The organism is Cryptosporangium minutisporangium, from assembly GCF_039536245.1.
GTDB lineage: Bacteria > Actinomycetota > Actinomycetes > Mycobacteriales > Cryptosporangiaceae > Cryptosporangium > Cryptosporangium minutisporangium.
In genome coordinates, this window is sequence record NZ_BAAAYN010000044.1 from 20,124 (window position 1) to 32,893 (window position 12,770).

At 69.4% G+C, this 12,770-nt stretch carries 11 protein-coding genes and 1 tRNA gene; 8 read left to right on the forward strand and 4 right to left on the reverse strand.

What is annotated here, in order from left to right; genetic code table 11:
* Positions 1 to 37 precede the first annotated feature (37 nt).
* The gene (locus ABEB28_RS30380; RefSeq protein ID WP_345731681.1) at positions 38 to 766 is read right to left on the reverse strand and encodes a hypothetical protein; all 729 of its coding nucleotides are present in this window, start codon (positions 764 to 766) and stop codon (positions 38 to 40) included.
* A 209-nt stretch (positions 767 to 975) separates the two neighbouring features.
* Between ABEB28_RS30380 and ABEB28_RS30385 the strand changes: the two genes are divergently transcribed.
* On the forward strand, positions 976 to 1,671 hold the full coding sequence (locus tag ABEB28_RS30385) for a LuxR C-terminal-related transcriptional regulator (RefSeq protein WP_345732033.1): 696 nt from the start codon (positions 976 to 978) through the stop codon (positions 1,669 to 1,671).
* A 44-nt stretch (positions 1,672 to 1,715) separates the two neighbouring features.
* Here the strand turns inward: ABEB28_RS30385 and ABEB28_RS30390 are convergent, their stop codons facing one another.
* Positions 1,716 to 2,393, reverse strand: a complete 678-nt coding sequence (locus ABEB28_RS30390; RefSeq protein ID WP_345731682.1) for a L,D-transpeptidase family protein — start codon at positions 2,391 to 2,393, stop codon at positions 1,716 to 1,718.
* 83 nt (positions 2,394 to 2,476) lie between these two features.
* A complete protein-coding gene (locus ABEB28_RS30395) occupies positions 2,477 to 3,358 on the reverse strand; it encodes a 3-hydroxyasparagine phosphotransferase (protein WP_345731683.1) in 882 nt (293 codons plus the stop codon).
* Positions 3,359 to 3,475: 117 nt separating this feature from the next.
* Here ABEB28_RS30395 and ABEB28_RS30400 point away from each other — a divergent pair, with 117 nt between their 5' ends.
* Positions 3,476 to 4,450, forward strand: a complete 975-nt coding sequence (locus ABEB28_RS30400; protein ID WP_345731684.1) for an LLM class F420-dependent oxidoreductase — start codon at positions 3,476 to 3,478, stop codon at positions 4,448 to 4,450.
* Between the two features lie 404 nt (positions 4,451 to 4,854).
* On the opposite strand, the gene ABEB28_RS30405 is transcribed toward ABEB28_RS30400, so the two are convergent.
* Positions 4,855 to 4,937, reverse strand: a tRNA-Leu gene (locus ABEB28_RS30405).
* 71 nt (positions 4,938 to 5,008) lie between these two features.
* On the opposite strand from ABEB28_RS30405, the gene ABEB28_RS30410 reads away from it, so the two are divergent.
* Genes ABEB28_RS30410 through pknB form a run of 6 tightly spaced genes read left to right on the forward strand, consistent with a single transcriptional unit; the run spans position 5,009 to position 12,755 of the window.
* The gene (locus ABEB28_RS30410; RefSeq protein WP_345731685.1) at positions 5,009 to 5,890 is read left to right on the forward strand and encodes an FHA domain-containing protein; all 882 of its coding nucleotides are present in this window, start codon (positions 5,009 to 5,011) and stop codon (positions 5,888 to 5,890) included.
* Positions 5,890 to 6,399, forward strand: coding sequence for an FHA domain-containing protein FhaB/FipA (locus ABEB28_RS30415; RefSeq protein ID WP_345731686.1), 510 nt, complete (start codon positions 5,890 to 5,892; stop codon positions 6,397 to 6,399). Before ABEB28_RS30410 ends, ABEB28_RS30415 begins: the two co-directional genes overlap by 1 nt.
* A 55-nt stretch (positions 6,400 to 6,454) precedes the next feature.
* Positions 6,455 to 7,912, forward strand: coding sequence for a PP2C family protein-serine/threonine phosphatase (locus tag ABEB28_RS30420; RefSeq protein ID WP_345731687.1), 1,458 nt, complete (start codon positions 6,455 to 6,457; stop codon positions 7,910 to 7,912).
* Positions 7,913 to 7,968: 56 nt separating this feature from the next.
* Positions 7,969 to 9,390, forward strand: coding sequence for an FtsW/RodA/SpoVE family cell cycle protein (locus tag ABEB28_RS30425; protein WP_376980804.1), 1,422 nt, complete (start codon positions 7,969 to 7,971; stop codon positions 9,388 to 9,390).
* A gap of 40 nt (positions 9,391 to 9,430) precedes the next feature.
* The gene (locus tag ABEB28_RS30430; protein WP_345731689.1) at positions 9,431 to 10,879 is read left to right on the forward strand and encodes a peptidoglycan D,D-transpeptidase FtsI family protein; all 1,449 of its coding nucleotides are present in this window, start codon (positions 9,431 to 9,433) and stop codon (positions 10,877 to 10,879) included.
* A 46-nt stretch (positions 10,880 to 10,925) separates the two neighbouring features.
* Positions 10,926 to 12,755 carry a Stk1 family PASTA domain-containing Ser/Thr kinase gene (gene pknB / locus ABEB28_RS30435; RefSeq protein ID WP_345731690.1) on the forward strand — a complete coding sequence of 610 codons (1,830 nt, stop codon included), beginning with the start codon at positions 10,926 to 10,928 and terminating at the stop codon, positions 12,753 to 12,755.
* Positions 12,756 to 12,770: the final 15 nt, after the last annotated feature.

Genomic DNA, 12,770 nt, shown 5'->3' on the forward strand with positions numbered 1-12,770 from the left:
GGTGGTCGGTGAGCGAGCGCGACCTCGCGTCCGTTCGTTACGGGTTCCCGAGCGACTCCACGGGCGGCAGCGGGAGCGCCGATGCGCTGCTCGGGGTGGTGATTCCTGGCGACGGAGCCGCGCTCGTCCGGGTCGGCTCGTCGGGCACGACCGGCGGACCGCTGCCGTCGGCCTCGGCCGACGGCTCGGGCGGGCGCCCGCGTCCGCCCGGCTCGCCGGGCGGACGCACGTCGATCGTGACGTCGCCGGTCCGTGCCTCGGTCCGGCCGTCGCAGTCTTCCGTCGTCACGGTCAGGCGGACGCGGTAGCGACCGACCGGGAAGCGATGGGCGGTGGACAGTTCTCCGCCGTGCGATCCGGCCCGGCCCGTGCAGTCGACGATCTCCACCGAGCTGGCGGCGGTGCCGTCTCCCCAGTCCTCGGCCAGTCCGGCGTACCGGCCGTTCCCGTCCGACCACCGCACTCGGAAACGCACCAGTTCGTCGGCGGTCAGCGGACCGGCCGGTTCCACCACCTCGACGCGCAAGCCGGCGGGGCGCCGCTCGGTGGTGCGCCCCGGAGCCGGCGTGGGAGTCAGCGCGGCGGCGTCCCGCGCGCGGGTCTCCCCGGCCGGGGAGACGCTGTGCGAGGTACCCGGTGCCTGGTCGACCGCGGCGCGGCCGGGCGCCTGCGCTCCGGTGGGTCCGTAGCGGCCGGTCGGGGGCGAATCGGCGAGGCCGGCACCGATCAGGAACGCCGGCACGGCGAGCAGGCCGAGCGCGCTCATCCTGGTCGCTCGTCGGGTGCTCCCATTTGTCCGCCACACGATCAAACCAACGGCCGACTCGGCGGTTAGTAACGCGACACGATCGAGTAGTTACGGATAGTGGCCGGAAGTACGGCCGGATCCTCCCCCAATATGGTACGCATCGGACGGCGGGACGCCGCCGCGTGATCTACCGACTCGACGGGGGTGACCCAATCGCTGCGCCCGTGATGCCACGCGCCCGGCCCGCGGAGCGCTATCGGGCCCGCATCGCGGTGGTCGGCGGTGATCGGGATCCGGCCCTGCACCGCGCGACGGGGGTGCTCGAGTCGGAGCCGGTATTCGACGTCCTGACCGACCACTCGGCCGGCCGTGACCGACTGGCGTCGTTGGAACGGGCGCAGCCGGACGTCGTACTTGTCGGCCGGTTCCCCGGCCGACCGGATCTGACCGCGCTGATGGCACGGGAGGTCACCGACGTCGCCGGGCGGCCGAGCCGGTTGATCGCGCTGGCCGCCGCCGCACCCGACGCCGAGCTGCGCGCGGTCCTGCGCGCCGGTGCGATCGGCTTCCTCCGCGCAGACGCCAGACGAGCCACCGTCGTCGAGGTGATGGTGCGCGCCGCCGAAGGGGCGGTGCCGACCGGGGGGGTCGCGGTGAGCACGCTCGCGTCCGCGTTCGCGGCACCGCCGCGGCAGCCGGGGTCGAGCGTCCGGCTCGGTCAGCTCACCCGGCGGGAGCGCGACGTACTCCGGCTGGTCGCCAAAGGGCTCTCAAACGGCGAGATCGCGGCGGCGCTGGTGGTCACGACGAGCACGGTCAAGACCCACATGAACGCGATCCTGGGCAAGCTCGGGCTGCGGGACCGCGTCCAGGCGACGGTGTTCGCGTACGAGAGCGGGCTGGTCCGGCCCGGCGGCCCGTGAGGGCAGCGGAGGCCCGTGACGGGCACGGACCCCCGCGGAGCGGTCTAGGTGCCGGGCTTGCGGCCGAAGATCTTCACCGGCGTGCCGGTCTTCGTGTACGACCACAGCATCCTGGCGTCCACCGGGAGCAGGTTGATGCACCCGTGCGAGCCCGGCGAACCGGGGTCGTGCAGGTACGTCGTGGTCTGGTGGAAGCCCATGTCCCGGTAGAAGCGCTGCCAGTACGGAAGCTTGACCTTGAAGATCGTCGACACCGTGCTGATCTTGCGGTCGTGGATCTTGAACGTCCCGGCAGGCGTCGCGAGGCCCTTACGGCCGGTGCGGATCGGCGCCGGACCGTGGATGCGCTTCCCCGACCGGGTGACCCACATCACCTGGTGCGTCAGGTCGACGCAGACCCGGATGCCGGCCGAGTAGCCGCAGGAACCGAACGAGGCCCCGCTGAGCCGGGAGACGATCCTCGAAGTCAGCGGACCCGCGTAACCGGCCGCCGGGCGAATGTCCATGCGGCGCTGGAACCGCTGGACGGCGAGGCAGTCAGCGGCGCTCGCAACGCCGTCGACCGGCCGACCGAGGTACTTCTCCACTTGACGCTGAGCCGGCCCGGTCCGCGGAGTGCAGCCGGCGGCCTGGGCAGTGGAGGGCAACAGGACGCCGAGACTCGTACCACCGAGCACGGCAGCGACCAACAGCGCAGCGCAGCGCCGAGACGAACGGATCATCGAGGGGGCCTTCGTTCGGGGGTGTGACGCTCGTCTATCGGAGGCGGGGATTCGCCGTCAACCGCAGAGTCACGAACCGGTCACTACCGGGCGGCTCGGTGCACTCGCTCCCGGACGTCGTCCCACGCTTCCGCGAGCCGAGCCCGGCGGGCGGCCCCGACGTGGTCCATGCGGTGTTGGTAGGCACGGCGTTCCCGGCCGAGCAGTAGCGCGAGGTTGACCAGGAACGGTGGCGAGGCGTCCGGCCCGGAGTCCTCGATCAGGTCTTCGATCACGCGCCGGGGGCCGTGCAGCTCACCGAGCAACACCCAGAGCTGGGCGAGGTCGAACCCGGCCAGGTAGAGCCCGGCGGTGGCCCAGTCGAGGAAGACGAAGCCCTCGCGGGTCTTGTGGATGTTGTCGAGAACCGCGTCGCCGTGCGCCAGCTCCCACCGGCCGGCGGCTCGACGGGCCAGCGCGGCGACGGCGGCCCGGTCGGCGTCGTCGAACATTCCCTGCCGCCGGGCGCGGTCGATCCGCGGCGCGTAGTTCACGATCCAGGATTGGCCGACCGGCGGCTGCCACTTGCCGAGCTGCCGTAACTCGGTGAGGGCACCGGCGAGCTCGGCGGGCGGGATCGGCGTCGTGGGGTGCCGCTCGTACGCGAGAGGGCGGCCGAACACCCGATCGAGGATCAGCACCCCGCGGTTGGCGTCCGCGTCCCGCAGCCGGGGCGTCCGTACCGGCGGCGGCAGCGTCTCGAACAGCCGGTACGCCTCGACCTCGCGGAGGAAGTGCTCGCGCCAGAACGGCGAGCCGCCGGCCAGGACCTTCGCCACCACCGGGCTGAGGTCGACGGTGCCCGCGACCACGAACGACGTGGAGCTGCGATGCAGCACGGTGCCGGCCATGAAGCGGGGGCACACCTCGTAGACGAGGCCCAGCAGGGCGTCGTCCGAGACCGGCTCGGCATCGGTGAAAAGCATCGGCGCCGATAGTGCCACGCGGCGAGGGTTCTTCAGCCGGCGCTTGCACAGAGTCCGTCGATCCGCCTCATCGACGCGCGTTCGCGTACCGAGTGGCTCCGCGGGTAACGCCGCCCCATGGTGGATTTCGGTTACACGCTCATGTGTGAACAGGCCGGGCCGGCGGCGCTGGTCCGGGACGCCCGGCGAGCCGAGCAGACCGGCTTCGATTTCGAGGTGATCAGCGATCACTACTTCCCGTGGCTGGACGAGCAGGGCCACGCCCCGTACGCGTGGTCGGTGCTGGGAGCGGTCAGCCAGGTGACCGAGCGGGTCCCGCTGATGACGTACGTGACCTGCCCGACGGTCCGCTACCACCCGGCGGTGATCGCCCAGAAGGCCGCGACCATGGGCCTGCTCACCGGCGGTCGCTTCTGGCTCGGGCTCGGCGCGGGCGAGAACCTCAACGAGCACGTGGTGGGCCGTGGGTGGCCGTCGGCGAACGTCCGGCACGAGATGCTCAGTGAGGCGGTCGACATCATCGCCGCGCTCTTCACCGGCGAGTACGTGAACTACGTCGGCGAGCACTTCCGAGTCGACTCGGCGAAGCTGTGGGACGTCCCGGACGTGGCACCGCCGATCGGCATTGCGGTGTCCGGACGGCAGTCGGTGGAGCTGGCGGCCGAGAACGCCGACTTCCTGGTCGCGGTGGAGCCGAAGGGCGACCTGGTGGACCAGTTCGACCGGGAGAGCCGGAAGAAGGACGCGCCGAAGGTCGGCCAGCTGCCGATCAGCTTCGACCCGGACAAGGACGCGGCGATCAACCGTGCCCACGAGCAGTTCCGCTGGTTCGGCAGCGGCTGGAAGGTCAACGCGGAACTCCCCGGCCCGGCCGGGTTCGCGGGGGCCAGCCAGTTCGTCCGACCGGAAGACGTCGCTGAATCGATTCCGTGCGGTGCCGACGTGGACGCGGTGGCCGAGGCCGTCCGGCCGTACGTCGAGGCCGGGTTCACTCACGTCGCGCTGGTTCAGATCGGCGGCGACCACCAGGAGGGCTACCTGGACTGGTCGGAGAAGGAGCTCCTCCCCGCACTCCGGGACCGCTTCGCGTGACCGACCGGCGCGCACTGTGGCGCACACGACACCCCGAGTCGGATTGGAGATCGACCATTCGGTCTAGGCAGGCAAGGCCGCTGAGCGCGGGCCGAGGTACCTAACGGGTTTTCCAGGCTGGAAGGGGATGCGGCGGGGCGTTTCGCGCGCAACGATTTCGACACCGAACGGCCCTGGTAGTAGCGTTCCGCGCTCCGAGGGCGAGCGATGAGGGGATGCTATGGAGACCGCCGGCGCGACCGGGACGGCTACCGCCGTCCGTGGTTCCGTCTCGCCGGTGACCAGGGCAGCTGTCGCTGGTGTCGGATCACGGACGCTCAACCCGACTACAGGGGTGCCTCGCCGCATGCTCGGCCGGAAAGGGCATAACCCGCCCGCCCAGATGGGGCGAGCGGGTGATTTTGTGGGCAAGGGGGGAGTTGAACCCCCACGTCCTTTCGGACACACGGACCTGAACCGTGCGCGTCTGCCATTCCGCCACTTGCCCGGCGAAGACTTGGGAACTCTAACACGTGCCGGATGCTCCCCACTCGGGGGTTCGCGGCGGCCGATACGATCATGCCGAACCGAGGACAGGAGGAACCGGTGGGCGTTCTGCAGCGCTTCGAGAAGAGGTTGGAGAACCTCGTCGAGGGGGCGTTCGCCAAGGTCTTCAAGGGTGTCGTACACCCGGTGGAGATCGCTAGCGCAATGCAGCGCGAGGCGGATGCGCACAAGTCCATCTTGGGCGGTGGGCGCACACTGGTTCCCAACCGCTACATCATCGATCTGAGTCCGAGCGACCACGACCGGCTGGCGCAGTACGCGGCGCCGCTGGCCCAGGAGCTGGCCCAAGCTCAGGCCGAGTACATCGGCGAGCAGGGTTGGACTGTGTACGGCGACGTGATCGTCGAGATCGAGCGTGGGGATGGCCTCGACACGGGCATGTTCCGGATCGCCGCCGAGGTTTACACCGGTGGCGTCGAACCGGCGCACAGCCCGAACCCGTACCAGAACCCGCCGCCGCAGGGGTACAACATGCCCCCGCAGGGTGGCGGCCTACCGCCCGTCAGCGGGCCGCCCGGATACGGCGGTCCGGGCGGCCCGGTCAGCGGCCCACCGATGCACTCGAGTGGGGCCCCGTACGGCGCTCCGGGTCCGCAGGGTGGCTACGGCGCCCGGCAGGCACGGCTGATCACGTCGGACGGCCGCCAGTTCACGATCGTGATCGGCTCGACCGTGATCGGCCGTGGCGAGGGTGCCCAGGTACGCCTGGCTGACGTCGGCATCTCTCGTCAGCACGCACGCGTCGACTTCGACGGCTCCCGGGTGGTGCTGACCGACCTCAGCTCCACCAACGGCACCACCGTGAACGGGAACCGGATCAACGCGGCGGCGCTCCAGCACGGCGATGTCGTTCAGCTCGGAACGACGTCGCTCACGTTCCGGCTGGATGGCTGATGCCAGAAGTCGTACTCGCGGTCGCCCGGTTCGGCTTTCTCGCGCTGCTCTGGGTGTTCGTGTTCGCCGTCGTCGGAGTGATCCGTCGCGACCTGACCGGGGCTCGCCAGCCCCGGCTGGTCGCGACGCCCCGTGGCGTGCCGCTGGCGCCGCCCGGGCGTCCGGCGAAGGCGAAGCGCGGGCTCTTCGGTAGCGGCGGCAGCGGCGGTGGCGCGGGTATGCCCCGGACGCTGGTGGTGACCGAAGGCGCGCTGGCCGGGACGCGAATCACGCTAAGTGATTTGCCGATCACACTCGGACGTGCGGATGACTCGACGTTGGTGATCAACGACGACTATGCGTCAGCGCAGCATGCACGTCTGGTGCCGCGTGCGGGAGAGTGGCTGATCGAAGACCTGGGGTCCACCAACGGCACGTATCTTGGCCAGACCAAGATTTCCGGCCCGACCCCTGTCCCCCTGGGCGCGCCGATCCGGATTGGGCGCACGTCGATCGAGTTGCGCTCATGAGCCAGCGAAGCGAGCGAAGCATGCAGTTTTGGCACCTCCTTGGTGAGGATCGCGAATGAGCCTCACGCTGCGCTACGCGGCAAAGTCCGACCGAGGTCTCATCCGGGAAGGGAACGAAGACTCGGTCTACGCCGGCCCGCGGCTGCTGGCGGTCGCCGACGGTATGGGTGGCATGGCCGCTGGTGAAGTGGCGTCGAACATCGTCGTCCGGGCGCTGGAGCCGTTGGACGAAGACGTCTCGTCGAGCGACCTGGTCGACGCTCTCCGGGCCGCGATCGGGCACGCGAACCAGCAACTGCGCGACGCGGTGGACGCCAATCCGGCCCTGGAGGGCATGGGAACCACGCTCACCGCGCTGCTGTTCAGCGGGTCCCGGCTCGCGCTGGCGCACGTCGGTGACTCCCGGGCGTACGTGCTGCGCAACAACGAGCTGCACCAGATCACCCGCGACGACACCTACGTCCAGATGCTCGTCGACGAGGGCCGGATCACCGCCGACGAGGCGAACACCCACCCGCAGCGGTCGCTACTCACCCGCGCGCTGGACGGTCGGGAGGTCGAGCCGGAGTTCTCCGTCCGGGAGGCCCGGCCGGGCGACCGTTACCTGCTCTGCAGTGACGGTCTCTCCAGCGTCGTCTCGATGGAGACGATCGCGGACGCGATGCGGATCGACGATCCGGCGCAGGTGGCGAACCGGTTGATCCAGCTCGCGCTGCGAGGTGGCGGGCCGGACAACATCACGGTGATCGTCGCGGACATCCTCGACGACCGGCTGGCCGACAACGCACCGGTCGTCGGCGGCGCCGCCGCCCGTGACCGCACCACGTCGGCGACCGCCGACACCGCGGCGGGCCGAGCCGCGCTGGCGACTCCACCGCGGCCGGCGACGCTCGACGACGACTACGGCGTCGAGGACGAGCCGGAGCCGGACGAACGCGGCGGGAAGCATCGCCGCCGAACCACGGCGTTGCTGACGGTGCTGGCACTAGCAGCGCTCGCCGCGGGCGGATACGCCGCCTGGCACTACACCCAGCAGCAGTACTACGTAGGAACCACCGAAGCCGGACACGTTGCGATATACCGCGGCGTGTCCGGCTCTCTTGCAGGCCTGGAGTTCTCCACGCTGCAGTCCGACACGGACCTTCGCGTCAACGACCTGCAGCAGGTCGCTCGCGAGTCGGTGCAGCAGACCATTCCGGCCGAGAACCGTCAGGACGCGTACACGATCGTGGACAACCTCCGGCAGGACAAGCTCCTCCCGTGGTGCCACGGTGACGTCACCGCGAATCCCTCGCCCTCCGCGTCGACGTCACCCGGCGCCACGCCGACGGGCACTCCCTCGGCAACCCCGAGCGTGAGCGCCAGCCCCAGCGGCACGCCCGGCGCGACCCCGTCGGGCAGCGCCTCGGCTTCTCCGAGCGGCGCCACCCCCTCCGCCTCGCGGCCGGCCGGGAAGGTGCTGCCCGCCAACGACGTCGACAAGCCCGGCGTGAACTGTCGGGAGGTCCGGTGACGGCTTCGGCCGCTCCCCGCCCCGCCGGCGGCGCCGAACCCGCTCTCACCAGTGTGATCGGGCGGCCGGACCGTCCCCTGGCCAACAACCAGCGCAACACCGAGCTGTTCCTGCTGATCCTTTCGCTGGTCGTGGTGACCGGCATGTCGGTCGCGGTCCAGGGCTCCGTGCTGGGAGAGATCAACCTCGGCGCACTCGCGCTCCCCGCATTGCTCGCGCTGCTGTTCTTCGGCGCTCACGTGGCCGTGCGGTTCCTGGCGCCCTACGCCGATCCGCTGCTGCTGCCCGCCGTGGCCACGATCAACGGCCTCAGCGTCGTCTTCATCCGGCGCCTCGACCTCGGCCGACTCACCCCGGACGAGCGGCTTGCCGCCGGCGTCCTCGGCGGCGAGGGCAGTGAGGCGCTGAAGCAGTACATCTGGGCGACCGTGGCGATCCTCGGCTTCGTCGGACTGCTCTGGCTGGTCCGAGACCACCGCTCACTCGCTCGCTTCGGCTACATCGCGCTCTTCACCGGCCTGGTGCTGGTGATGCTGCCCGCAGTGCTGCCGTCGTCGTTGAGCGAGATCAACGGCGCGAAGCTGTGGATCATCATCCCGGGTATCGGCCAGATCCAGCCCGGTGAGTTCGCCAAGATCGCGCTGCTGCTGTACTTCGCGCGCAGCCTGGTGGACAACCGGGAGTTCCTGCAGATCGTCGGCAAATACCAGACGCTGAAGGCCACCCCGGGCTTCCTCTTCCGTGCGTACGCCCCGATCATCGGTGCCTGGCTGGTCAGCCTCGGCGTCTTGGTGTTCGAGAAGGACCTCGGATCGTCGCTGCTGTACTTCGGCCTGTTCCTTGTGATGATGTACATCGCCACCAACAGCGCGCGCTGGCTCGTGATCGGGCTCTTGCTGTTCATGGCGGGCGCGTACTCGGCGTTCCTGGTGGTGAGCCGGGTCCAGCTGCGGGTCAACATCTGGCTGCACCCGTTCGACGACCCGTTCGACGCCGGCTACCAGATCGTCCAATCGCTCCTGGCGCTGGGCAGCGGCGGACTGTTCGGCGCCGGACCGGGTGCCGGGTCGCCGAACCTGCTCAGCCTCTACGCCAGCACCGACTTCGTGATCGCCGCGATCGGCGAGGAGATCGGCCTGTTCGGCCTGACCGCGTTGCTCATGCTCTACACGCTGATCGCCGCCCGGGGCATCCGAGCAGGCTTGGACGTCCGGGACTCGTACGGCAAGCTGCTCGCCGGCGGGTTGGCGTTCTCGATCAGCTTGCAGGTGTTCGTCATCGTGGGCGGCGTGACCAAGCTGATCCCGCTGACCGGTCTGACGACGCCGTTCCTGTCCTACGGCGGCTCTTCGCTGATCGCCAACTGGTTGATCATCGGCTTGCTGATCCGGATCTCGGATGCGGGGCGCCGTCCAGCGAAGGTGAAGGCGCCACCGCTGCAACTGCGGGACGCGCCGACCGAGGTGGTCAAGCTGTGAGCAGTCCGTCCACGACGGGTCGACCGGAGGTGCCGAACCGATGAACGCTCCGCTTCGACGCGTAGCGATCGCGGTGTTCGTGCTCTTCGCGCTGCTCTTCGTCAACCTGAACTACGTCCAGGTGGTCAAGGGTGACGACTACCGCACGAGCGACCTGAACGAGCGGGTCCGGATCTCCAGCTACGAACGGCCGCGCGGGCTGATCATGGTGGAGGACCAGGCGATCGCCCAGTCCGTCGAGACCGACGGCCGCTACAAGTACCAGCGCAAGTACCCGCAGGGTGAGCTGTACTCCCACGTCACCGGCTACCAGTCGATGATTTACAGCAACAGCGAGCTCGAGGCCGCGGCGAACGAGGACCTTTCGGGAGAGTCCGACAAGCTCTTCGTGCGCCGGATCACCGACATGATCACCGGCAAGAAGAGCAAGGGCGCCAACGTCATCCTGACGCTGGACAAGGAAGTCCAGGCGGCGACCGCGGACGCGCTGGAAGGGGAGAAGGGCGCCGCGATCGCGCTCGATCCGAAGAGCGGGGAGATCCTGTCACTGGTCTCCAACCCGGCCTACGACCCCAACCCGTTCGCGTCGCACACCGATCAGCCCCAGAAGGACGCCTGGAAGCAGCTCAACGGCGACAGCGTCAACAAGCCGCTGCTCAACCGGGCACTGCGCCAGACCTACCCGCCGGGATCGACGTTCAAGGTGGTCATCGCGTCGGCGCTGGTCGACGAGGGGTACACGGCCGAGACCGAGGTCGACGCGCCGCTCCGGTACACCGCGCCGCAGACGACCAAGCACATCGAGAACTACAACGGATCGGCCTGCGGCGACGGGTCGGTGACGCTCGAGTACGCGCTCCAGCAGTCGTGCAACACGGTCTTCTCCCAGCTCGGGGTCGAGAAGCTCGGCGCCGAGAAGATCAAGGAGAAGGCCGGGGAGTTCGGGTTCGGCGAGAAGATGAAGGTCCCGACCGACGTCGCGGCCAGCGAGACCGGTGAGATTCCGGACCCGCCGGCGGAAGCCCAGTCGAGCATCGGCCAGCGTGACGTCCGGATGACGCCGCTGGAGGGTGCGATGATCGCGGCCGCAGTCGCCAACGACGGCAAGCTCATGACGCCGTACTTGGTGAAGAAGGTCGAATCGGCCGACTACACGACGCTCTCGACGACGCGGGACAAGACGCTCTCGACGCCGCTGACCGAATCCGGCGCCGAAGAAGTGCAGAAGATGATGCGGGCCGTCGTCGAGAACGGCACCGGTACCCGGGCACAGGTCGACGGGGCGGAGATCGGCGGCAAGACCGGTACCGCCGAGGACGGCAACGAGCGGCAGGACCACGCGTGGTTCATCGGCTATGCGATCGTCGACGGCGAACCAGTCGCGGCGGTGGCCGTGGTCCTCGAGAACGCCGGCACGTCGAGCAGCAACTCTGCGGCGATAGCCGGAACCATTATGAAGTCGATCATCGAACAGCGAGCGAACCGATGATCCGCAGCGAGGGCCCGACAGGGCCCGCGATACCGAGGACTAGGCGATGACGGACGCCCGCCTGTTTGGCGGCAGGTACGAGATCGGCAACGTGCTGGGCTACGGCGGAATGGCCGAAGTCCACATGGGGCGCGACCACCGGCTCGGCCGGGACGTCGCGATCAAGGTTCTGCGGTCCGACCTTGCCCGAGACCCCGGCTTCCAGGCCCGGTTCCGCCGGGAGGCGCAGAACGCAGCGGCGCTGAACCATCCGGCGATCGTGTCGGTCTACGACACCGGTGAGGGCAACTCCGGGCGGGACGGCGTTCCACTGCCGTTCATCGTCATGGAGTACGTCGAAGGCCTCACGCTCAAGGAGGTGTTGGGCGCCGAAGGGCACCTGATGCCCCAGCGTGCCCTGGAGATCGTCGCGGACGTGTGTGCCGCGCTCGACTTCAGCCACCGGCACAACATCATCCACCGGGACATCAAGCCCGGAAACGTGATGCTGACCCCGCAGGGCGCGGTCAAAGTCATGGACTTCGGCATCGCCAGGGCCATCACCAGCGCGTCGTCGCAGATGACGGCGACGTCGGCCGTGATCGGCACCGCTCAGTACCTCTCGCCGGAGCAGGCCCGCGGCGAGACCGTGGACGCCCGCTCGGACGTGTACTCCACCGGTTGCCTGCTCTACGAACTCCTGGTCGGCGAGCCCCCGTTCACGGGTGACAACCCGGTGTCGGTCGCCTACCAGCACGTCCGCGAAGACCCGATACCGCCGAGCCAGCGGAACCCGGAGGTCAGCGCGACGATCGACTCGATCGTCTTGAAGGCGATGGCGAAGAACCCGGCGGCTCGTTACCAGAGCGCCGGAGAGATGCGTGCCGACCTGCTCCGGGCCGCCGCTGGGCGTCCGGTCGCAGCAACGCCGGTGATGGGGAGCAACGAGCGGACCGCGGTGCTCGGCGGCGGCGCGGCCACCCGGGTCGTGCCTGGTGCCGCGGCCGGCGGCGGGTACCCGACGACGACCGGTGGAGCCGTTCCGGACAGCGCCGCCGGGAAGCGGCGCAGTGCGACGATCGCGGTCGGCATCCTGGCGGTAGTGGCGCTCGTCGCTGTGGTCGCTTTCGCCGCCAGCCAATTCGGGGGCGGCGGCGGCAAGAACGTGACGGTGGAGAACGTCGTCGGCACGCTCGAAGCGTTGGCACGGAAGAACTTGGAGGCCCAGAACCTCGAGGTCCAGTCCAAGACGGTCCGGAGCACCGCCGAGCAGAAGGGCAAGGTCGTCGAGCAGACCCCGGCCGGCGGCGCGACTGCCAAGGAAGGCGACACGGTCGTCATCTCGGTCGGTGGCGGGCCGGAGGAGGTGACCGTACCGGACCTGACCCAGACGAACGAGGACGGCGCCCGCGTCCGCCTCGAGCAGCTCAAGCTGGAGATGAAGGTCGAGGACGACGAGGACAGCGACGCCCCGGAGGGCAGCGTCACCAGGCAGAACCCGAAAGCGGGCTCGAAGGTGCCGCAGGGGACCGAGGTCACCGTTTACGTGTCGAAGGCCAATCGGGTGCTGGTGCCGGACGTGAAGGGCCTGACGTACGCCGAGGCCAAGAGCAAGCTCGAGCAAGCAGGCTTCCGGGTGCGTAGGCAGGAGACGGCGTCTGACCAGGCGGCGGACACCGTGATCAGCCAGTCGCCGGGACAGGCCACCCCGCAGAGCCGCGGCACGACGATCACGCTGACGGTGTCCACCGGCCCGGCGTCGGAGTCTCCCGACCCTTCCCCGACAACGAGCGACGATCCGGATCCGACTGAGCCGACCGAGCCGACCGAGAGCACGGACACCACTGGTACCCCGGGAGCTACGCCACAGCGGGGAACCAACTCGCTGGTGCGCTGACGCGACGACGAAGGG